This window comes from Alteromonas algae (assembly GCF_049117195.1).
Classification (GTDB): Bacteria; Pseudomonadota; Gammaproteobacteria; order Enterobacterales; family Alteromonadaceae; genus Alteromonas.
On the sequence record NZ_CP185260.1, the window covers coordinates 325,708 to 348,319 of the forward strand.

At 43.7% G+C, this 22,612-nt stretch carries 21 protein-coding genes; 11 read left to right on the top strand and 10 right to left on the bottom strand.

Features of this window, described 5'->3' with window-relative positions:
* Positions 1-26: 26 nt before the first annotated feature.
* The gene (locus ACOJRU_RS01430) at positions 27-1,316 is read right to left on the bottom strand and encodes a tyrosine-type recombinase/integrase (protein WP_421133292.1); all 1,290 of its coding nucleotides are present in this window, start codon (positions 1,314-1,316) and stop codon (positions 27-29) included.
* Between the two features lie 521 nt (positions 1,317-1,837).
* On the opposite strand from ACOJRU_RS01430, the gene ACOJRU_RS01435 reads away from it, so the two are divergent.
* Positions 1,838-2,701, top strand: a complete 864-nt coding sequence (locus ACOJRU_RS01435) for an alpha/beta fold hydrolase (protein WP_421133293.1) — start codon at positions 1,838-1,840, stop codon at positions 2,699-2,701.
* Here ACOJRU_RS01435 and ACOJRU_RS01440 read toward each other — a convergent pair.
* From ACOJRU_RS01440 to ACOJRU_RS01460, 5 genes are all read right to left on the bottom strand, one after another.
* Positions 2,698-4,704, bottom strand: a complete 2,007-nt coding sequence (locus ACOJRU_RS01440) for a PAS domain-containing hybrid sensor histidine kinase/response regulator (protein ID WP_421133294.1) — start codon at positions 4,702-4,704, stop codon at positions 2,698-2,700. The genes ACOJRU_RS01435 and ACOJRU_RS01440 overlap by 4 nt on opposite strands.
* A 27-nt stretch (positions 4,705-4,731) precedes the next feature.
* Positions 4,732-5,103 carry a response regulator gene (locus ACOJRU_RS01445; RefSeq protein WP_421133295.1) on the bottom strand — a complete coding sequence of 124 codons (372 nt, stop codon included), beginning with the start codon at positions 5,101-5,103 and terminating at the stop codon, positions 4,732-4,734.
* Positions 5,104-5,111: 8 nt separating this feature from the next.
* Positions 5,112-6,260 (bottom strand): ATP-binding protein, encoded by a 1,149-nt coding sequence (locus ACOJRU_RS01450; protein ID WP_421133296.1) that lies wholly within the window; start codon positions 6,258-6,260, stop codon positions 5,112-5,114.
* A gap of 69 nt (positions 6,261-6,329) precedes the next feature.
* Positions 6,330-7,484 (bottom strand): EAL domain-containing protein, encoded by a 1,155-nt coding sequence (locus ACOJRU_RS01455; RefSeq protein WP_421133297.1) that lies wholly within the window; start codon positions 7,482-7,484, stop codon positions 6,330-6,332.
* A gap of 51 nt (positions 7,485-7,535) precedes the next feature.
* Positions 7,536-8,687, bottom strand: coding sequence for a response regulator (locus ACOJRU_RS01460; RefSeq protein ID WP_421133298.1), 1,152 nt, complete (start codon positions 8,685-8,687; stop codon positions 7,536-7,538).
* A 202-nt stretch (positions 8,688-8,889) separates the two neighbouring features.
* On the opposite strand from ACOJRU_RS01460, the gene ACOJRU_RS01465 reads away from it, so the two are divergent.
* Genes ACOJRU_RS01465 through ACOJRU_RS01495 form a run of 7 tightly spaced genes read left to right on the top strand, consistent with a single transcriptional unit; the run spans position 8,890 to position 16,292 of the window.
* Positions 8,890-9,255, top strand: coding sequence for a response regulator (locus tag ACOJRU_RS01465; protein ID WP_421133299.1), 366 nt, complete (start codon positions 8,890-8,892; stop codon positions 9,253-9,255).
* Positions 9,256-9,258: 3 nt separating this feature from the next.
* A complete protein-coding gene (locus tag ACOJRU_RS01470; protein ID WP_421133300.1) occupies positions 9,259-11,157 on the top strand; it encodes a chemotaxis protein CheA in 1,899 nt (632 codons plus the stop codon).
* Complete coding sequence (locus tag ACOJRU_RS01475) at positions 11,123-11,635, top strand: chemotaxis protein CheW (protein WP_421133301.1); 513 nt, start codon at positions 11,123-11,125, stop codon at positions 11,633-11,635. The genes ACOJRU_RS01470 and ACOJRU_RS01475 overlap by 35 nt, the downstream gene beginning before the upstream one ends.
* A 3-nt stretch (positions 11,636-11,638) precedes the next feature.
* On the top strand, positions 11,639-13,783 hold the full coding sequence (locus ACOJRU_RS01480) for a methyl-accepting chemotaxis protein (protein WP_421133302.1): 2,145 nt from the start codon (positions 11,639-11,641) through the stop codon (positions 13,781-13,783).
* A gap of 15 nt (positions 13,784-13,798) precedes the next feature.
* Positions 13,799-14,638 carry a CheR family methyltransferase gene (locus ACOJRU_RS01485; RefSeq protein WP_421133303.1) on the top strand — a complete coding sequence of 280 codons (840 nt, stop codon included), beginning with the start codon at positions 13,799-13,801 and terminating at the stop codon, positions 14,636-14,638.
* Positions 14,635-15,240: a chemoreceptor glutamine deamidase CheD gene (gene cheD, locus ACOJRU_RS01490; RefSeq protein WP_421133304.1), complete on the top strand. Its 606-nt coding sequence runs from the start codon at positions 14,635-14,637 to the stop codon at positions 15,238-15,240. Before ACOJRU_RS01485 ends, cheD begins: the two co-directional genes overlap by 4 nt.
* An 8-nt stretch (positions 15,241-15,248) precedes the next feature.
* The gene (locus ACOJRU_RS01495; protein WP_421133305.1) at positions 15,249-16,292 is read left to right on the top strand and encodes a protein-glutamate methylesterase/protein-glutamine glutaminase; all 1,044 of its coding nucleotides are present in this window, start codon (positions 15,249-15,251) and stop codon (positions 16,290-16,292) included.
* 82 nt (positions 16,293-16,374) lie between these two features.
* Here the strand turns inward: ACOJRU_RS01495 and ACOJRU_RS01500 are convergent, their stop codons facing one another.
* Entirely contained in the window at positions 16,375-17,256 is an 882-nt protein-coding gene (locus ACOJRU_RS01500; protein ID WP_421133306.1) for a LysR family transcriptional regulator, read from the bottom strand.
* Positions 17,257-17,385: 129 nt separating this feature from the next.
* On the opposite strand from ACOJRU_RS01500, the gene ACOJRU_RS01505 reads away from it, so the two are divergent.
* Positions 17,386-18,060, top strand: a complete 675-nt coding sequence (locus tag ACOJRU_RS01505) for a type 1 glutamine amidotransferase domain-containing protein (protein WP_421133307.1) — start codon at positions 17,386-17,388, stop codon at positions 18,058-18,060.
* A 94-nt stretch (positions 18,061-18,154) separates the two neighbouring features.
* Here the strand turns inward: ACOJRU_RS01505 and ACOJRU_RS01510 are convergent, their stop codons facing one another.
* Positions 18,155-18,775 carry a response regulator transcription factor gene (locus ACOJRU_RS01510; protein ID WP_421133308.1) on the bottom strand — a complete coding sequence of 207 codons (621 nt, stop codon included), beginning with the start codon at positions 18,773-18,775 and terminating at the stop codon, positions 18,155-18,157.
* Between the two features lie 180 nt (positions 18,776-18,955).
* On the opposite strand from ACOJRU_RS01510, the gene ACOJRU_RS01515 reads away from it, so the two are divergent.
* Both ACOJRU_RS01515 and ACOJRU_RS01520 read left to right on the top strand, forming a co-directional pair.
* Entirely contained in the window at positions 18,956-19,633 is a 678-nt protein-coding gene (locus tag ACOJRU_RS01515; protein ID WP_421133309.1) for a Crp/Fnr family transcriptional regulator, read from the top strand.
* Between the two features lie 34 nt (positions 19,634-19,667).
* Positions 19,668-20,081 (top strand): BLUF domain-containing protein, encoded by a 414-nt coding sequence (locus ACOJRU_RS01520; protein WP_421133310.1) that lies wholly within the window; start codon positions 19,668-19,670, stop codon positions 20,079-20,081.
* Between the two features lie 22 nt (positions 20,082-20,103).
* Here ACOJRU_RS01520 and ACOJRU_RS01525 read toward each other — a convergent pair whose 3' ends face one another.
* Both ACOJRU_RS01525 and ACOJRU_RS01530 read right to left on the bottom strand, forming a co-directional pair.
* Positions 20,104-21,576, bottom strand: a complete 1,473-nt coding sequence (locus ACOJRU_RS01525; protein ID WP_421133311.1) for a tryptophan halogenase family protein — start codon at positions 21,574-21,576, stop codon at positions 20,104-20,106.
* Positions 21,573-22,601, bottom strand: coding sequence for a LacI family DNA-binding transcriptional regulator (locus ACOJRU_RS01530; protein ID WP_421133312.1), 1,029 nt, complete (start codon positions 22,599-22,601; stop codon positions 21,573-21,575). Before ACOJRU_RS01530 ends, ACOJRU_RS01525 begins: the two co-directional genes overlap by 4 nt.
* Positions 22,602-22,612: the final 11 nt, after the last annotated feature.

A 22,612-nucleotide genomic window follows, 5' to 3' on the forward strand; every position in this document is an offset into this window, starting at 1 on the left:
CTCCCGAGGCATTGATACCTATCGTATCAAATACACCCTCTATCTTTATACTCTTTTGTCCATTCCTTGAACTGTTTCTCATCACGCTCCTTATTCCTTTCTTGTCGCGCTAACGTTTTTTTCGATTTAGGCTTTGGCTTCTCTTCATCGAATGTCACACCAGACAGAGCGTCTGCAAACATCTCGGGTTTAACATGGCTGTAATGCTGCTCAATCATGGCTGCACTTGTACCGCACTGCCGCGCGATAACGTCCATGCTGGTTCCGGCTAGTAGTTGCCAGGTGATATATGTATGTCTCAGTGAATAAAGCGTTCTGGGCCCTCTGGGCGAATCTTTTAGTCCAGAGCTTTGTAGTGCTTTCTCAAATGCTTTGCCCAGCTGTGGCGTAGCTTCCCCGTTTGCCAGCAAGAATATTTTTTGGTTTGGTGTGCGCAACGGGAAACGTTCACGAAGTCTAATTAATGCGCCTATAACATCCCGCTTACAGACCACTTTTCGCGTACCTGTATACTTTGTGGTTTTGCCTTTGGTTACATTGATGAAGAACTGGGCTTTGGCACCTTGAGTTTTAATCTCGATGTCTTTCCACGTAATGTTTTCCATCTCCGTACCGGGTCTGATTCCAGTATTAACAGCTATTTCGCAGTAGTCATAAAGTAGCTCTCGAATCTGTCTGGTTTTTTCACTGTGGGCGTTTCGTTCACCTTCAAAGATTTCTTCAAGTACTGCTTCGTATTCTTCTTCTGAGAAAGCTGCACGGCGAGTACCGGCTTCACCTTTTGATGACAGCACTGGAACTTGAGCTGCTATCATCCATTTCTGTTCGATAGCTTCCTTGAATACAAGATTCAATGCCGAATTATGAGTTTGAAGAGTAGATGAAGCGGGCGGCTTACTCATTTTCCTTTTACGCCATTCAACGAATTTCGTTATTGCTTCTTGGTCTATAGAAGTGACAAACGTGCGAGCGAAGTAGGGGATGTGATAGTTTTCTAATGCTCGGATATAGTCTTTGTAAGTGCGCTTCCCACCACCATGTTCAAGCTGCTCTTCGAGCTTTTCGATGACACGGTCAGCAACATCTTTAAACCGTTTGCTCTGTACGAGACTGTTGTTTTCAAGTCTTATTTGATGGTCAAGAAAGATACGATGTGCCATTGCAATGGCCTCGTCCTTGTCTTTCTTCTTGGTTGACTTACACAACCATTTTTTATGATTTGTCAGTATAAAACGCGCATACCAACGTTCACTGTTATCCTGCTTGAAGATATACAGTTCGTCGTTTATGTCATGTCTTTCGATTAACTTTGCCATGCTCATAGTAGATCATGAAATGGCAGCTTATGCAAAGAATTTGCAAAGAAAATAAAATACTTATTAAAACAATTGATTAAACCCTTGTATTACATTGAAAATCCGCGTGTCCCTGGTTCGATCCCGGGTCGAGGCACCATCACAGAAGCCCTTGCAGAAATGCGAGGGCTTTTTTGATCTCGGAGTTAGGAACACGCTAACGTGCCCCTGCGGCTGCACCGCGCGTTGCGACCCCGGGTCGAGGCACCATCACAGAAGCCCTTGCAGAAATGCAGGGGCTTTTTTGATTCCGTTACAGTAAATGTCCACAACGAAAAGAACACGCTAACGTGCCCCTGCGGCTGCACCGCGCGTTGCGACCCCGGGTCGAGGCACCATCACAGAAGCCCCTGCGGCTGCACCACGCGTTATGTGACGGTTTCAATGCTTTCGTGTCACCATAACTAAAGCTATATTCACAGGGCCTCATAGGGTAGTCTTTATTACAGACTTAATTTATCTATCGGGGTTTTTCCATCACTTTGCTTAATTTAACGAAATGGCAGGAAAACGCCGAATACATTACGTTTAACAATTTAGATGTTTTTGTAAAAGATAGTGGTGGCGAAAAGCCGCCTTTGTTACTTATTCATGGTTTTCCTACTGCCAGTATAGATTGGCAGCTTGTTTGGCCGCGTTTAACCCAAGTGTTCCGCTGTATCACGCTTGACCTAATTGGTTTTGGCCTTACATCAAAGCCGCAGAATGTCCCAATCACCATCATGCAGCAAGCTGAAATGTGTCGCGTTGTGTTGTCTGAAAAAGGGATAAACGCTGCACATGTCTTGTGCCACGATTATGGCGTTTCGGTAGGGCAAGAGTTGCTGGCAGCAAGCGATGAGGTGTTTGCACCTCAGTCGTGTATTTTTCTGAACGGTGGCCTCTATCCTGGAGTACATCGGCCTCGACTTATTCAAAAACTGTTGATGAGCCCGATTGGTAGCCTAGTTGCAAAACTAACTTCATATAAGCGCTTTGCATCAACCATGAGAACAATTTGTACTCAACCTATCAGTGAAAACGACATGCAAATATACTGGGAACTGATGGTCAGAGATAATGGTCGTGCAATGTTGCCGGCATTAATTCGCTATATGGCTGAGCGCAAAACGCACCAAGCGCGGTGGGGGACAGCGACAAATAACCCTCCTTGCCCAACGTTACTGATCAACGGTATTGATGACCCTATTTCTGGCGACCACCTTGCTAACGCTTATGAAGAAAGAGTTAGTAATGCAAGCGTCGTTCGGTTACAAAATACAGGGCATTACCCTCAAGTAGAGTCGCCTGATGCTGTATGCGAATCAGCGCTGCATTTTTGGCGTAATATTAATGCACTCGCTTAACGGCACGAAGTGTGTGATTTTTTAATATCATTCTTTTTCTGAGCGGTTGCAATAGCAGTGCTAAGCTCTTGTATATTAAAAGGCTTGCTAATTATTGCTGCGCAATCCCATCGCGCACAATTATCGCTACTCACCAAGTCAGTGAAGCCTGTCGACACTACGCATGGAAGTGAAATGCCTGTTGCGCGAAGTGCTGCGATAAAGGCATCGCCGTTCATTTCTGGCATGGCGTAATCAGTAATTACAACGTTAACTTCCTCTTCATGAATTTTTAGGTAGTTAATACAGGCTTCGGTGTTCTGAAACGTTACAATATTGCATCCCATTTGACTGAGTAATGCTTCGCCAAGCTGGCAAATAGCTAGTTCATCATCAATGAGTACCACGTGACAGTTTTTGAACGTGCCCATTGTTTCTACATGATACTCTCGCGCTAAAATATCTTCAGAAATGACAGGAAGATAGAGGATGAATTCGGTACCTTTCCCTACGACACTTTTTACTTCAATATGCCCTCGATGCTGTTCTACCAAACTATTTACAATAGCCAAACCTAATCCCGTTCCACGCTGTGACGTATGAAGCTTTGTCGTGAAAAAAGGCTCAAAAATCCGGTCGAGATTTTTACTTTCTATACCCTTGCCTGTGTCTGAGATTTTTATATAGATATAATCATTAGGCGTATCATCATCAAGGGCTGCGATTTTCTTTGAGCAGGCTTTAATGTCCAAGCAAAGTGTTCCACCATTTGGCATAGCATGAACGGCATTAGTACATAAGTTCAGCATTACACGGTACAGTTGATCTGGGTCTGCTCCAATAGCTGGTAATTCCTCTTCTATGTCTGACTTTATGATTATATTGTCGCAATTACCGCCTTTAATGACAGAACATACTTCTGCGGCCAGTTTATCCAAATAAACCGGTTCAATATTTTGTACCGACTTTCGGCTCATCATCAAGATTTGTTGAGTAAGTTGTCGTGCTCGCGTTGCAGAGTCTTCGATATGGGTTAAATATTCGTACTCTTTTATGCTGCTCTGTGTGAGAGTCTTCAGCAGTTGTGTATAGCCTAAGATAGGCGTTAATAGGTTGTTGAAGTCATGAGCAATGCCTCCGGCCAAGGTGCCTAGGGCTTGAAGTTTTTGCTGTTGCAGTGCGGTTTCTTCCATGCTTTTACGATCCGTAATGTCGATATGCGAACCAACTAGTCGAATCGGTTTATCATCGCCATCTTTGATAATTGATGCATGGGCAAGTATCCATCGATATGAGCCATCTTTGTGCTTCATGCGAAACTCAATCTCGTGATAGTTTTCGCCTTGTATTAACGTACGGTTTATATGATTAAGTGTCCTCTGTATATCATCTGGATGAACGCGTGTTTCCCACTCAGTAAACTCGTTCTTTATTTCATGCGATGCATACCCTAATTGCTTTTTCCACTCGGGAGAGAAAAAGGTTTTATTAGTAATTAGATCCCAATCCCAGAGGCCAATATTTCCAGCGGAAATAGCTTCTCCTAACTTAATAACAGTATCTCGAAGTTTTATTTCTATTTGTTTGGTCGATGTAATGTCGACACCGGTACTGATGAAATAGTTGTCAAAAGGAAAGCTTGTCATACTCAAGCATTGGGAGGTGGGGTCAAATTGGTACTCCCATGAATAGGGACGATTGTCGCCAAATATGTGTTCTACGATAGGTAAAAATTGTTGCGTGACATTAGATTCAAATATTTCATCAGCTGTTTTTCCTATTATATCGTTTAGCGACTTACCCCATGATGTGAGCGCTTTATTGTTTGCATCTGCGAGATACCACGTCTTAATGCTTCCATCGTCGTTGTATACTAATTTCCATATGTGAACTTCGTGCTGCATATTCTCAAAGAGGATTTGGTAATAATAGTCACGGCTTTTTTGTTCATTGGCCTCAGCCAGCGCTCGTTCTAACTGTTCAATACGCTGTTCAAGGGCCGCTTTATTTTTATACTGTGCCATGGTAATACGCCTAATGTGAGGATACTGTCACCTTCCACTTTTCTTAATTGAATCGTACAGCTTCGGTAAGAATGTGTTGAAATTGATCGGCTTGTCGATAACAAAGTTTTCGTCAATATCGTTGTTCATTACATCCATGTAACCGGTAATGACATAGCACACAATGGTGGGGTATTTTGTTTTAATAAACGTGTAAACATCGCTACCATTAATATGCCCTGGCATTTTGTAATCTGTCACAACAGCATGTATCTCGTTATGATGCTGTTCAATGAAGGTAAGTGCAGCAGAAGCATCGTTAAAGTCATAAACGGTATCCCCGCTGTGTTCCATGAACGCTTTAAGTACGCCCGTAATTAATGCTTCGTCGTCAATTATTACTATTGTTAAGTTATCCATAACGTTACTCAATTAGTCGACAATACGGGTATCCACATAAATACGGAAGTGCCCATACCTTTATTACTTTGTACTTGTAATCCAAGGCCATTACTGGAGCAAAAGTCGCTAAGAAGGCTTAAGCCTAGCCCTAAGTCTTGTGTCGATACTGCGTTTTCAGACTGCGGGTTAAATAGCTGCGTAATGTCGTCTTCTGCTATACCTATTCCGTCATCCTTAATATGAACGACAGCGTATAGCTGGGCGTCTGTGGGTTTAAAAATGATAAGACCACATTGCTCGAGAAATCTATCCTCGTTACGTGTCACAACGCAAACTTCTCCTTTATCATTTATCGATGATATAGCATTCATAATGATATTGATTATGGCGTGAGAAAAGATTGCTTTATCAATCATTACACGTTGGTCACTCTGCAAGCGCTGTGTACAGACGATAGAGGGCGGAAATGCATTGGCAATAATCGTCAAAATATCGCGAATTTCTTCATCAATATGTAGCGGCTGTTGATGTTGTTGGTCGTTTCTCACAATCTTTAATAGATTCTGTGTAACAGAGGCGGCCCGCTCGGTTGCTATTTCTATATTTGAAATATATTTTTTACTTTTCTCATCATTATCTCTCATGCCCAGCAATTGAATGTTCCCAGAGATGATTGTCATAATATTATTAATGTCGTGACAGATACGACGAGCAAGTTGCGCTACTGCATGCATTCTTAGCCGCCGGGAAACGATATCATGGTGGCGGTTTCGCGCGTCATCATATTGTTTTACCTCAACGTTCAACTCGTCGTCATTCAGGTGCCGTTGTGCGCGAATATATATTTCATGGTCATCGAGGCCTGTCAGCATAGTTGCATGACAAGAATAAGCGATGCCCTCTTTAGATTTATGCTTTAAATTAAGTGTAAATGAGCCCTGCATCTCCTTGATAACGTTAATCAACATACGAGAAGCACTGTTTTGGTTTTGCTGCCCCACAAAAGCGACAAAGGGGGCTCCCACAAGTTCGTCAGCTTCCCAACCCAATTGTGTCGTCCAGCCATTATTCACACGAAGAATTCGGCCGTTTTTATCAATAGCCACTGCCAAAACAGTAGGGCTATAAACCGCTTTTTCCTTGTTGGTTGAAGATGACTTTTGTGGTGCTCTCATATGTTTAATAGTTCCTTAATTAGGCAGTACCTCAAATTACCTAAATACGTGTTAACACGCACATCACAGCTACATTTGTGCCATTAATGTTGTGATATCAACGGGCTTTGAAAAATAGAAACCCTGCATATATCGACATTCAACCGACGCGAGTAATTCGACTTGTTCGAGTGTTTCCACGCCTTCTGCAATAACAACCATTCCCAAGTCCTTCCCTAATGCAACGATGTTCCTGACAATAGCCAAAGATCCCGTGCGCTCAGTTATTTTGAAAACAAACTCACGATCAATTTTAACTTCATCAAACGGTAAGTTGTCGAGTTCATGGATGGTAGAAAAACCCGTTCCAAAATCATCCATAGAAATGTGAATTCCCCCCAACCGTAATTTGGTTAACAAGGTTTTTAATTCTTTCGTTAGTTTAATTTCTGACACTTCAGTAATTTCAAAACAAATTTGGTGTCGGTCTATTCCATGATCCAAAAAATACTGTAAGAGCTCGTTAATAAGCGCTTTATGCAGTGATTGTGGGTCGATATTAAATGAAATGCGCCTATCTATAGGAAAGCCGTTTTTTCTAAGTTGTGATACGGTATTCGTTATAAAACTTACCGTGAATTCATCCATTAGCCCGGTCTCAATTAATCTGTCGATAAAAACATCTGGAGTACATTGTCCAAATAGCGGGTGATTGAGCCTAGCCAAGCACTCTACCCCCATAATGCCGTTATTTGTGATGTCGTATTGAGGTTGATAAACCGGGTAAAACCACCCTCGTTGAATCGCTATTTTTAAGTCGCCCCGCGTGAGGGAAATAGCGTCGCGCTCTTTACGTTCATGTGCCGCTGAAGGAGTGTTTTTCTTCGCATTTGAGATAATATAGAGAAACTGCTCAAACGTGAAAGGTTTAGGTAATGCCCCGCCGAAACTTAAACCTAATTCATTAACGACATCAATCGCGCTAGTAATAATATCTTCTGTCATACCAGAACACAGGATTATTGGCGCCTCAATATCCTCCTCGCTCAAGGCCTCAAGTATATCGATGCCGTCATGCTCAGGCATGTTTAGATCAAGAATGATATGAGTAGCTTCATGTAAATGCGCAACGGTAAGGTCTGCAAATCGTTGTGCGTAACGGCTAGCATGTCCCGCCAGGCGAGCAAATTCAGAGAGGTTTTCGCCTATCTCTTTTACATCTTCAATTATTAGTATATTTACCATGCTACCGCCTTTCGAAGACATGCTAGTTAACAATTTTCCAGCATTACGCTGTTAGAACAACTCGACATCACAATCTGAAACGTCGTTATTTTCGCCCTCTGGGGGAAGGTCAACGTCTGACATTATCATTTCATCTACGCACTGCTTTATGAGCGCTTGAAGGGCGCTCAAATTCGTACTTTTTTCTCGGCTTCTAACTTCTTTTTCGATAAGTGATACAAAGAACTGTTCCTGTTCTTCACTCATGTCTAACTCGTGAAAGCTTAGGCTAATGTTCAACTCTATCTGATCGATGAGTTCGCGACGTTCAGCCTCCATGCTGTTAATGCCTTGAGCAAGCATCTCTAGTGCCGCACCTAACTTATCTTTTGTTGAAACTAATGACTGTTGCTGAAGAAGAGAGATAAATCGAGAGTTCACCGCAAGGATAAATTTTGCTGCTACGTCCAGCACTGCATCAAAAGATAGTGTGCCCTCGAAGGGCATATTTTTAAAAAGAATCGAGACGTGTTGGTCATTAAATATTGTTCGTCTACCGAAATGGTAAATACGGCCGTGGTTTTTTAGTACATCAAAAATTTGTAATTCAACGGGAGAGCATTCCCCTGTATCTACATCATAACTGAACGTGTCTGTGTCAGAACGCAATTGAATTGCAATTTTTAAGTCTTGACTGAGCATGTTACTGGCTACCGCATGCATGATATCTAAGGGAGAGCGGCAGTCGTTGAGTTTAGCGACGAGTTCTAACGCCCGCCCATAGGAAGCTGCTTGCTTCATCGCGGTTTGAGCAAGGCTTTCAATTTTTTTGTCTTTTTGTTCTAGTTCGTGAAGCGCTTTTATATCGCGTGAGAATCGAATGATTCGCTCGTGAAAAGTAACAAGATTGAAAGGTTTCCCAATATAGTCGCTAATGCCCAAATCATATGCACTTTTCACTAGCCTGTCTGAGGTGTCACCGCTTATCACGATAATGGCAGGACGGCGCTCAGAATCAAGAGTGGCAATATGCTTACAAATCTCTATTCCAGAACGGCCAGGTAGGTGCATATCTAAGATAATAATATCTATGGATGCATTGAGTTGCTCGAATACCTCGTCACCGTCTAGCGCAAAAACCAAATGAAAGTCTTCTTCAAACAACCCCTTGAGAAGATCGATTATGTCTCTCTCATCATCAGCTATCAGTACAGTTTGCTTCACAACGACGTTCCACTATTGGTATGCGCTATTGAAATATAGTGGAACTAAATGCAAGCGAGAGGGCAATTATTGAGAATCTTGATATAAGTCAACTTTTACACATTTCCTCAGCATGGTTTATTCACAGCGCACTATACTTTTTTCCGACAAGGAATATTCAGTTAAGTCTAAGCAGTGAATAGAAATCAGGAAGGAGAAGTGCATGGGTAAAAAGATTTTAATTGTAGATGATTCACCTTCAATCAGGCAGATGGTGGAAGTTACGCTTCAAAGTGAAGGGTATGACATTACCGTAGCCGTTGATGGTCAAAACGCATTGGACATCTGCCAAGACAATACCTTTGATTTCGTACTTACCGACGTCAACATGCCTAACATGGACGGTATTACCTTAGTAAAATCGTTAAGGGCCATGGGGGCATTTAGCTCAACACCTATCGTGGTTCTTACGACTGAAGCAGGTGGAGATATCAAATCCCAAGGTAAAGCCGCTGGCGCTACAGGGTGGATGGTGAAGCCTTTCGATCCCACCAAGTTATTACAGCTTGTTGCTAAGGTATTGGGGTAATTCATGTCTATCGATGTAGAGCAGTTCCACCAAGTCTTTTTTGACGAAAGCGAAGAGCACTTGGAAACCATGGAACAGTTGCTGATGGCCATCGACCCCGCATCGCCAGATTCAGAATCATTGAACAGTATTTTTCGCGCAGCGCATTCTATTAAAGGCGGCAGCGGTATCTTCGGCTTTAGTGGTTTAGGTGGGCTTACTCATGTCATGGAAAACCTGCTAGATAAAGCGCGACACGGTGAGCAGTTGCTTACTGTCGATATTATTAATCAACTACTTCACACAACGGATTTACTCAAGAGTATTCTCGACGACTACCGGTCAGGCCAACCTATCAATCAAGAAGAGATAGATAAAGGTATTTTAGCGCTTGAAAAGACCATCAACAAAGAGGACCCCGCATCATCGAACAATACGGCGGGCGACGATGAAACGTTTGGTTTTTTTGATGACGTTGAGCAGCCCGAACCGACTGAATCAGGGTCATTTGGCTTTTTTGATGACGAAGAGCAAACCGACGAAACGTCAGTAGGCGAAGAGCAATCATCATCTGAAGATATTGGTTTTGGTTTGTTCGATGAAGAACCGTTAGAAAAAGATGCTCCTGTCGCGAAAACTGAAACCGTTACAGAGAGAAAGCCGCCTCCTTCAGCCGCTGCGACGGTTGCAAAAAAATCAACATCAGTTGAGTCAAAATCGATTCGTGTTGATACATCCAAAGTCGACTTACTCGTAAACCTTATTGGTGAGTTAGTCATTACCCAATCTATGCTGATGGTGCAAGGCTCAAGTGAGGCGCCGGACTCACAAGAAAAACTTCAAACGGGATTGTTGGAACTTGAGCGTAACACTCGCGAGTTACAAGAAGCCGTTATGTCTATGCGGATGCTTCCTATCTCATTCGTGTTCAATCGTTTTCCAAGGCTGGTTCGCGATCTTGCCGATAAGTTAGAAAAGCAGGTTGAGCTTAATATCGTTGGCGGCAGCACCGAAATTGATAAAGGGCTTATTGAGAAACTTGTCGATCCCCTTACGCATCTGGTTAGAAATAGCATCGACCATGGCATCGAATTGCCGGATGCCCGAGAACGCCAAGGTAAGACTGCTGCCGGCACCATAACACTCTCTGCGGCGCAGCGTGGCGGCAATATTGTTATAGAGATAAGCGACGATGGTGCCGGGTTAAACAAGGAAAAAATTCTTGAAAAAGCGAATGAAAATGGCCTGAGCATTCCAGCAAATGGAACCGACGAGGATATATGGAATTTAATTTTTGCCCCCGGTTTTTCAACCGCCCAAAGCGTAACTGATATATCGGGTCGCGGCGTGGGAATGGACGTCGTTAGACGGAATATCGAAAGTATCGGCGGTAGGATTAACATTACCTCGACCAAAGGTAACGGGTCGTGTTTTTCAATCAGCGTACCACTGACATTAGCAATTGTTGATGGCATGTGCGTGGCCAGTGGCGACCAAGTATTTGTTGTTCCTTTGGTGGCCATTATTGAGTCGATACAACCTGCTGAAGAACAATTACGCTCCATAGGTAATGAAAAGATGTTGTGGGTGCGCGACCGGTACTGGCCAATCTTAAATTTGGCCAAACGCATGGATATAGACAACGCAATGCAATCACCGACAGAGGCCATCATTATCTTGATTGAAAGCAGCAAAAAACGCTTTGGATTAATGGTCGATAAGTTATTGGGCCAACAACAGGTCGTTATCAAAAGCCTAGAGCAGCATTACAGACGAGTACCGGGAGCGGCAGGTGCCACCATCATGGGTGACGGACATGTAGCCATCATTGTTGACGTTGAGTCGTTAGCAGATGATATCAATGAAGAAATAGCGGAGAACCAAACGAATGAGCGAAACGTTGACCAAAAACATGCGGTCTGAACACGACGTGCATCATGACCGTGAGTTCCTAAGCTTCGTACTAGGCGAAGAGCAATATGCGCTTGATATCATGTCTGTCAAAGAGATACGGGGTTACGAACCTGTTACGAAAATCGCCAACGCGCCCCCCTTTATCAAGGGGGTACTTAACTTACGCGGTGACATTGTTCCTATTGTTGATTTACGCATTAAGTTCGACGTGGGGACACCCACATATAACGAATTTACTATTGTAATCATGTTGAATGTTTCAGATCGGATTGTTGGGATTGTTGTTGATGCAGTTTCCGACGTTATAACGCTGAGCGATGATGATATTAAGCCTCCTCCGGAGTTCGGCGTAGCGTTTGATACTAAGTTTCTGCATGGTTTGGCAGAGGTCAACGACGCTATGGTCATCATCGTAAACATTGAAAGCTTAATCAGTAGCGAATCGCTAGCCTTATTTGATACCAGTAACCAGGGTGGTCAGGAGTGACATATGAACGTCTTAAATTTATTTAAAGCATCTTCACAATCGGTAAACACAGAAAGACAACTGCAGGCATTAGAGCTAAGTTCTACCAGCTTTATGATTGCAGACGTTGATCGCAATATCGTTTACGCAAATGAAGCAGTATTGTCACTGTTGAAGCACAACGAAAAGGAACTACAAAAAGCATTACCGCAGTTTTCAGCCGACAATTTGATTGGCCAGAATATTGATATTTTTCATAAAAACCCCTCACACCAACGCAATATGCTAGCGAATTTGCGTGACACCATGGTGTCGTCAATAACGGTTGGAACGCTAAACTTCCGTCTTACACTCATGCCCTTATTTGATGACTCTGGTACAAGCTTAGGCACTGCCGTTGAATGGCTAGACATCAGTGAATTAATTCTAAAAAGTGGGATGTTAGACGCCCTTGATCGCTCTCAAGCAGTAATAGAATTCTCTCCTCAAGGCGATATCTTAAAAGCAAATGCAAACTTTCTGGCAGTAACGGGTTATGCCCTCGACGAGATTGTAGGAAAGCATCACAGAATATTTGTCGACCCTAAAGACCACAACAGTGCTGAGTACCTTGATCTTTGGAAGAAGCTACAAGCAGGCGAGTATCAGACCGGGGAATTTAAACGCATCACAAAGGCAGGGAAAGAGGTGTGGATCCAAGCCTCCTACAACCCTATTTTGAACAATGCTGGCGATGTAACAGGGGTGGTCAAATACGCCGTTGACATCACAGCACAAAAAATGAAAAACGCAGATTATGCGGGGCAAATTGAAGCCATAGGTAAGTCTCAGGCAGTCATCGAATTTGAGATGGATGGCACTATTATCCAAGCCAATGATAACTTCCTAAACACAATGGGATATACGCTATCTGAAGTAAAAGGTAAGCATCACAGCATGTTTGTAGATGCCGAGTATAAGCGCTCTCACGAATACCAAGAATTTTGGAATCAACTGAATGAAGGGGTTCATTCTAACGATGAATTCAAGCGCATTGGCAAAGGCGGGAAGGAAGTGTGGATCCAAGCCACCTACAACCCTATTTTTGACGTCAATGGGAAGCCCTTTAAGGTGGTTAAATATGCGACCGATATTACGGGCAGGAAAGTGGCTGTTAATGAGATAAAACGTGTGTTAACCGGCCTTTCGCAAGGTGATTTAACCACGGAAGTCTCTGTTGATTTCGAGGGCGAGTTTATTGAAATAAGTGATGCAATGACATCGTTTATCAATAACCTGGTTGAGATGATTTCTGAGATAAGAACGGCTTCAGACTTAATCAACACAGCGGCGACTGAGATTGCACAGGGTAATAGCGATTTATCAAGCAGAACAGAAGAGCAAGCCTCTAGCCTAGAGGAGACCGCGTCGAGTATGGAAGAGTTAACCGGTACCGTTAAACTCAACTCTGAAAATGCGAATCAGGCAAATGGCTTGGCTTCTCAAGCATCAACCATTGCTATTGATGGTGGCACACTGATCAATAAAGTTGTCGATACCATGGGGTCTATCAATGACTCGGCACAAAAAATATCTGACATTATTGGTGTAATTGACGGTATTGCTTTTCAAACGAACATCCTTGCACTTAATGCTGCGGTCGAAGCAGCACGAGCAGGCGAACAAGGACGAGGGTTCGCGGTGGTCGCATCAGAAGTCCGTTCTCTTGCTCAGCGTTCGGCTGATGCCGCGAAAGACATTAAATCACTGATCTCAGACTCGGTGAACAAAATTGAAAACGGCAATGACTTGGTTAATCAGTCAGGAAAAACCATGGAAGAAATTGTGGTTTCGATTAAACGAGTCAACGACATTATGGCCGAAATTGCTGCAGCCTCATCTGAACAGGCATCGGGGATTGATGAAGTCAGTAAAGCGGTTTCTCAGATGGATGAGGTAACACAGCAAAACGCTGCCCTAGTAGAGGAGGCTGCTGCTGCCGCCGAGAGCTTACAAGCCCAATCTGAAAGCATGATTAGTCAAATATCGGTGTTTAAATTAAAAGATATGCCCGAAGCCAAATCATCAAACAAAACGAGGGCGATTACGTCAAATGCGAAGCCTATCGCTAATACCGATAGACAAATAAAAACGTCGTCACCTGAAGACGATGAGTGGGAATCTTTTTGATAACGGGCCCGCATTATGGTGATGGAAGCTAGAGAATTTGTATTTAGTACTAGCGATTTCAATCGGGTAAGAGCAATGCTTTATGATGCAGCAGGGATTAAGCTAGCAGACAGCAAAGATTCTATGGTGTATAGCCGGTTGGCAAGGCGATTGAGGGCGTTGAAGATAACGCGGTTTACCGATTACTTGCACTATCTGGACACCCACACAGAAGAGCTAGAGCATTTTATTAATGGCTTGACGACGAATCTGACATCGTTTTTTCGTGAAAACCATCATTTTGAAATGTTAAGTCGCTATTTAAAAAGTGCGCAGGGGCACCAGCGTATTTGGTGCACGGCAAGCAGCACGGGAGAAGAAGTCTATTCCATTGCCATGTGCGCTGCGGAAGCCTACATGACCTTAACACCGCCGGTAGAAATAATCGCTACAGATATTGATAGTAACGTTTTAACCTCAGCGCAGCAGGGTGTTTATCAAAAGGACCGCGTTGCCAATTTAGCTGGAACGCGTTTAAAACGCTTCTTTCACAAAGGTAAAGGTGCTAATGAGGGCAAAGTAAGGGTTGTGCCGGAGTTACGTCATTTAGTGACGTTTCAAAAACTGAATTTAATTGAGCCGCAATGGCCTGATATAAAAGGGCCTTTCGATATTATTTTTTGCCGCAATGTGATGATTTACTTCGATAAACCTACCCAGGCGAAGGTGCTCAATCGATTAGTCACCACTTTAAAGGACGACGGGCTATATTTTGCGGGGCACTCTGAGAGCTTTGCGGGAACAACCAACGTGTTAAAGCCAGTGGGGAAAACGGCTTATCGAAAAACACGTACGCGCCGGATACCACAGGAATGATTGACGAGTACGGCAATAACCTCTATGCAAACCGATATTACGATAGTTTTTTCAAGTGCCATGCCGTAAAGATTTTACCTGGAGAGTTTTATGCAACCAGTGACGACACAATGATTGTCACTGTGTTGGGGTCTTGTGTCGCGGCTTGTTTATACGACCCTATCAACAACATAAGAGGCATGAATCACTTCCTACTTCCAAGTGACGAAGGGCGCTCGTCATTATTGTCGGAGTCAGCGCGTTATGGAGGTTATGCCATGGAATTGTTAATTAATAAAATGCTGAAATTAGGTGCGCAGCGTCAGCATTTGGTCGCCAAGGTGTTTGGCGGTGGGAACGTGATGAAAGGCTTTGTCCAAAATAATGTGGGCGAACGCAATGTTGATTTTACGTTTGACTACTTAAAACGAGAGCATATCCCGGTCATCGCTAACGATGTGCTGTCTGATTACCCTCGTAAAGTCTATTTTTCAGCAAATGACGGGGTGGTTAATATCAAGAAAATTCGCTCGTTGCACAACACCACTATATTAGACAGGGAAAGCGAATATCGATTACGTCTTCGCCACTCTAAAGACAACGATAACGTCGATCTTTTCTAGGAGTATTCATGATTAAAGTACTCATTGTCGATGACTCTGCGTTAATTCGTAGCCTGCTTAAAGAAATATTGTCTAAAGAAAAAGACATGCAGGTCGTTGGCGCTGCTCCCGATGCTTACGTGGCACGAGATATGGTTAATAAATTTTCGCCTGATGTCATAACGCTTGATATAGAAATGCCAAAAGTAGATGGCATTACGTTTCTAGGTAAGTTAATGAAGGCCAGACCTACCCCTGTTTTGATGATATCTACCCTTACTGAAAAGGGGGCAGACGCTACGCTTAAAAGCTTGGAGTTAGGTGCTGTCGACTATATTGCTAAACCCAAAATAGGCGTTGCTGAAGGTATTGAAGAGTATCGCCAGCTTATTGTAGAGAAAGTCAGAATTGCTGCATCGTCGAAGGTTGCAAAACGCGCACAGTCTCAAGACAACGTGAAACAACAATCAATCATAAGCGGTACCGAGAAAATCATTGCTGTGGGAGCATCAACGGGCGGGACGGAAACAATAAAAACATTTTTATTAAGCTTGCCAGCCAATGCGCCCGCCGTAGTAATAACGCAGCATATGCCGCCGGGGTTTACTAAAACCTTTGCCGACCGCCTAAATGCGTTATGCAATGTAAATGTTTGTGAAGCAAAAGGCGGTGAGCGCTTACTACCGGGGTCAGTTTTCATCGCGCCTGGTGATATACATATGGGAATTGAAAAAAGTGGCGCTGACTACCGTACGATATTAATCGACAAACCCAGAGTTAGTGGCCATAAACCTTCGGTAGATGTGTTGTTTGAGTCAATCAGCCAGTGTGTCGGTAAAAATGCGATTGGCATCATTATGACGGGTATGGGAAAAGACGGTGCGCTTGGTTTATCCGCTATGAGGCAAAGTGGGGCGTTTACCATTGCACAAGATGAGGCCTCATGTGTCGTTTTCGGCATGCCAGGTGAGGCAATAAAGCTCGGTGCAGCATCGGTGGTGTGCGATATCAAAGATATCTCACAAACGGTATTCGATTACATTAGAAAGACAGGCAGTGGCTCTCGACTTTAACTATTATCATGCTCACCACGCGCAAAACGCAGCGCACGCTATTCATAAAATTGTGCATGCTGCGCTGGTGGGTGTATGACAGCTACTCGTGCCAGTCTGCAAAATGTTGAACAAGAAAATCTATGGCAAGCCTTACCCGTGAAGGCATGAAACGCTTATTTTGATATACAATCCAACTGCTTGCGCCTTGCCCCCAAAAGGGCTGGAGTATTGGCACTAATTGGTCTTTTTCTAGCGCATCGTTGAATGTGCTTTTGGGCATATAGGCTATGCCCAACCCTCTTTTGCAAGCGTCTAAAAGCACGTTGGTGTTGTTACTACGCCATCGCCCTTTTACCTTAATTGCTTCTTGATTGCCTTCAACATTGAATTTCCATGTGTCGTTATTAGAAACAATGCAGCTGTGCTGCTTTAGGTGCTGAGGCAGTGTTGGAGTGCCATGCTTTTTTAAATAAGGCTTACTTGCAACGGCCATCATTGGGCGGTTAACTAATTTGCGGGCCACCAAGTTAGAGTCGTTTAGTTCTCCATAGCGGATAGCGAAATCGATGCCATCTTCAAGCAAATTCACAAAGCGGCTATTGAGGTCTAAATCAATACTAAGTTGGGGGTGTTGGGCACCAAACTCCATCAACGCGGGGGCAACAAAATGTTCGGCAAACCCGCCCGCTGCACTTACTCTTAATGTGCCGTTTAACAAAAACTGCTGCTGGTTCACGCGGTCATTGGCCTGTTGTAACCCCACCACAAGCGCTCTTGCTTGGTGATAATATTCGGTGCCATTCTCTGTAAGTGATACCACACGAGTGGAGCGGGCTAGCAGCGCGCATCCTACACGCTTTTCTAAGCGGGCTATTTGTCGGCTAACATGGCTGGTACTGCACCCTAGCTGTCTGGCCGCGGCGGAAAAACCGTTTGCTTCGGCAACGGCAACAAACTCGATAATTCCATCAAAACTGTCCATAAGGTCTCTATTGTTGCTATATGGCAATATAGTTTATTAAATTTTGCATATTATCATTTATAGGGCAATGAATTACAGTGTGGCTACGGTGAAAAACCCCTTATAATTTAATATTCGAGAGGAAAAACGATGAAAAAAGTACTTATTCCAGTAACAAACCATGCAACGTTAGGCGACACCGATCAGGAAAACGGTACGTTCTCTCCTGAATTGACTCATGTGGTGCATGTATTTAACGAAGCAGGAATTGATTACGATATTGCCTCTATAAAAGGGGGGGAAGCCCCGGTATATGGACAAGACATTGAAGGCGACGACGTAAATAAAAACGTGTTAGCGAGTGAAGATTTCCAAAACCGTATCAACAATACTTTACCCGTCTCACAGGTAACAATTAGCGATTACGATGCTGTTTTCTATCCTGGCGGGTTTGGCTTGCTATCTGATTTAGCCACCAACGAAGATTTTGCTAAACTAAGCGCGGCGCATTATGAAAACGGTGGTGTTATAGCGTCGGTATGTCATGGCCCTGGTGCATTGCTGCCTATTACGCTAAGTAACGGCGACGCACTGCTAGCAACAAAATCGGTAACGGGGTTTACGCGTGAAGAAGAAGTTGATTATGGCACCATTGATGATATTCCATTCTTATTAGAAGAGGCGCTTACACGCAAAGCCGCTCGCTTTAATAAAGTTCAGCCGTGGGGAACGTTTGTTGTCGAAGATGACCGCGTGATCACAGGGCAGAACCCCGCTAGCGCACATGCAGTGGGTGAAGCAATTGTAAGGCTACTTGCCAAGTAACTAACGTTATCGTTTAGAAGTATTTATAAAGGCTTGCAGTAATACGCAAGCCTTATTTATTTTGTGCCTTTAGGGCAGTAGCCAACCGCCCTTACTATCTAATCATCATCACTTTTTTGACCAACTCAGCAACGTTCTTGGTCATCATTTTTTCTAGTACATGCGCGCGGTGCACTTCTACAGTGCGTAGGCTAATATTCAATGTAGAGGCAATGGTTTTATTTGGGTGACCGTCTACTAATAAGTCGAGTACTGACAGCTCCCGCTTTGACAGGCGTTCCAAAGCAACCTCGACGCTTTGCCGTTTGGTGAGCTGTGCAAGTATTTTTTCGTTGTGGCTAAGTGCTTGCTGAACCGTTTCAATGAGTACTTGATGACGAAACGGCTTTTCAACAAAATTAAAGGCGCCATCACGCATGGTATCGACAGCCATTTTTACATCGGCAAAGCCTGTTACAAAAATAATCGGCAGTGCAGATTCGTAGCTATTTAGAATATGCTGACACGCAATGCCTCCGATGCCCGGCATTCGTATATCACAAACAATACAGCCTGACATTTCTTTAAATGCTTCCTTAGGGAAAGCACGTAAGAACGTTTCAGCGCTATCGTAATGGGCGTGCGAAATACCAATGGTATCAAAAATCAACCCAATGGTTTCTATCAACAATGCATCGTCGTCGATGATATGCACTACATTCCGAGAGTTTTGCAAATCCCTTTCCCTTTTTTTTGGCTCAAGACTGTCATTAATTTCGCCAAATTGGTGGTGATTGTGGTTTCTACTTACTTATAGTGATAATACACACAATAACTTTATGCAAAAAAAACTACTACTTTTGTCTAGGTGTTTCGAGTTTTGAATGCGCTTTGCAAAATGACAGAGGTTAAGGTTATGGATAGTGATACGGTATTTGACGCGTGTAATTACTGCCCGTTTGCAAGTGAATGCTGTGCTAACAAGGGCAGCTTAAAGGCGATCGCTAAGCGCGTGCTAACCTTTGATAAGGGCGATACGCTTATACAGCAAGGCGAGCAGTACGATGGTTTTTACGTAATGTGCTTAGGCAGCGCCAAAGCAATGCTAAAAGAGGGAGCGAGTAATGAGCGTATCCTTGAGTTCTATCATCCCCGCGACCTTATAGGGCTTTCAGGTTTTAGCAACGCGCATTACCAAGAAAGCGTAAAAGTGATGGCATATACCAAAGTGCTCAAAATTGAGAAAAGCGATTTTGAGCGTGCCTTGCACGCATCACCTGTATTGGCGTCAGAAATGCTTAGCGTAATAAGCGAGCGTTTAGTGAAGCGTCAGCACCATTACTCAGCAATTAACACGATGGAAGCGGAAACGCGGTTAATTCATTTTTTATATGAAGAATATAGCGGTACATACCCTGAACAGCATACCTTTGAGTTATCAATGTCGCGTTTAGACATTGCCAATTACTTAGGCATCGCGGTAGAGACACTTAGTCGCCTTATGAAGCGGCTAAGTAATAAAGGAATTATTGAGACCAATCATAGGACGATAGCGTTTAGGAGCCCTGCTGATAAGGTGTTATTTGACGCCTGATATAAATGTTATCTTTAAGATTGGGAGAGTTAAGATGTTTCTTGTTCAACTGATTTACGCCAGTAAAGTAAGTGATATGTTTTTACCCGGTGATGTGGAATCTATTTTGGCGTCTGCGCGCGATAATAATAAGGCGCTGGGCATAACGGGAATGCTTTGTTTTAATTCCACCTACTTCCTTCAGTGTTTAGAGGGCTCTCGTGCTGCTGTAAACAAAATTTTCAATACCATTAGTACTGACTCAAGACACGACGATATGCTGATTTTAGCGTACTCCGAAATTTATAAACGGGACTTCGGTGATTGGGATATGGGGTATGTCTCAGAGTCAAAGTTAACGCGAAAACTCATGCTAAAGTATTCGAGTACAGACCTGTTTAACCCGTTTTCGATGCAAGGTACAAGCGCGCTGAATATGTTGTCTGAATTAAAAAGTGAAATAGGCTGAGCGACCAACGCTACCCTTATGGCTAGCGTTGGTGTTGACGTAGAGTTGCTGACAGGCTTTGCAACGCGTTAACGTTTGGTTTAGCGCTGTCTTTGTGTTGAGAGAAGCGCTGCATGCCAGCAAAAATGCAGTACCAAGAAGGGCGTAAATAGACTAAGTTTGCATCAACCGCATTGAGTGCGGTTTCAAAGCGCTCGCCGTTGTCCCATGCGTTTAGTAGAAAGGCTAACGTGTCAGGTACTTTGATGTCGTTACGACATGCTTGCCAATAGGGTGAGTCTGTACGCGTGTTTAAGTAGTAGTGCGCAGCAATGTAATCGCGTATGCCATCGAACATTCTATTCATTTCTTTATTGTAAGCAGGCTGCGCAAGTAAAGGCGTTACAGTATGCTGCCAACTGTCGATAAAGTGGTGCAACGCATATTGAACAAGCATCAGTGCTGTGGCTTCCAATGGCTCAATAAAACCTTGGGAAAGGCCAATCGATAAACAATTACCCTGCCAATGTTCATTTAATCGGCCAACTTCTATTTTAAGATGGCGCGCATCACCGTCGTCCATTTGTAGCGTTTGCCTTAACTCGTTTTCTGCGTCGTCTTTCGAGCAAAATTGAGAGCTGTAGACATACCCATTACCTACTCGTGAGGTAAGCGGTATTTCCCATTGCCAACCGTACTTCAGTGCAATAGAGCGGGTTTGATACTGGGTCGTTGATTTTGCTGTTTTAGGTGTCGCAATTGCGACTGCGGCATCGTTATAAAGCGTATCTGAATAGGATGTAAAAGGTTTCTTTAAGGCTTGCTTACCAAGTAACCCAATAAAACCAGAGCAATCTACAAATAAGTCAGCATTAAGTTGGCCGTAGAAGTCGGTTGAAACTGATTGGATAGTGTTTGAATCAACCGCTACGTCGGTAACCGTTCCTACTTTATGGGTCACCCCTTTTTTTAGCGCATAGGCTTTAAGGAACTCACCGAGAAGACCCGCATCGAAATGGTAGGCGTAATCTAGCTGTATATTTTTATCAATATTAACAGGGGATATATGTTGCTCGACCATTTGCGCAGCGCTGAAATAGTGAGCAGGGTTGACGTCCGTCGCGACCCCTTTTCTGCGTGCGTTTACAGCATCAAAAAATTGATTTGCCGTAGTCACATCGAGTTCTGAAAAAAATGGATGAAAGTAGGATGTTGTGGCGTGTGGTGTAGTCCAGCCCTCAAAGCTGATACCCATTTTATACGTCGCGCTGCATGCAGGCATCCAGTCTTCTTCATTAACGCCTAAATAGGAAAAGAAATGACGCAAATATGGGGTGGAACCCTCGCCAACACCAACAGTACCAATTGTACTAGATTCCAATAGGGTAATGTTGCATGGTGAGGGCGCACCAACGTTGGCTTGTTGTAATTCATGAGCCCTTGCCAAATAGCATGCTGTCATCCACCCTGCGGTGCCGCCACCTACAACGAGTATGTTATGAGGTAACGCATTCATTTTGATGCCTCTGTTGATTCACGTACCACCAACTTAGGGACAAAGGTATGAGCAAGGTTCTCATGAGATACCTTATTCTTTTTCGCTTTCAAGAAATGGATAAGCGAAGACGTTGCATATTGTGCAATTTGGTCGGTAGGCTGCGATGCGGTCGTTAGCGGTGGAAAGGTTTGGCGTGAGAAGGGGCTATTCTCGAAACCCGCTATGGCAAGATCGCTTGGCACATCAATACCGTTCATACGTGCACCGAATAGCGTACCCGCTGCTATTTCATCGTTACAGGCAAAAACCGCAGTAGGACGAACAGCCATAGATAAGATTGTTTCTGAGCTTTTTACCCCCGTTTCAAAAGAGTAAGACCCTTGAATAATCAGGCTCTCTTCTATGGGGATGTTCGCGTTAGTTAGCGCCGCTTTATAGCCATTTAGCCGTTCAATAGTTGATTTATGAATTTCATCACCAGCAATAAATGCAATGCGTTGGTGACCTTTTTCTAGTAAGTGGTTAGTAATATCAAATGCGGCTTTAAAGTCGTTTACAAGTACATAAGGCAGTGAAGTATCCTGCTCGCGTTCGCCGGACAATATGCGTACGTAACTAATATTGTTTTCATCTAAGTGTGACAATACGTTCGGCATTTCCGAAAGCGGTGGCGATAGCACTAACCCAGCTAACTGCGCCGCATTAACCATTTCAACTAATTCTTGGGATATATTGGTTGAGCTTGCATCACAAGGGTGAATAAGCAATTCGTAATTATTCTTTTTGCAGACATCCAAAATGCCATTTTGCATATCGATAATGTAATACGCGTTAGGGTTGTCGTATACGTAACCTAGCACCGATGCCGCCTTACTGGCTAAATCTCTTGCGGCTTTATTGGGGGTATAGCGAAGGGAGGCAATCGCCTCTTCAACCCGTTTTAACGTATCGGGCTTAACCGTGCCTTCTTTGTTTATAACCCGAGATACGGTTTTGATAGAAACGCCCGCTAACTCGGCAACACTTTTAATGGTGGCAGCCAACGTACTCTCCT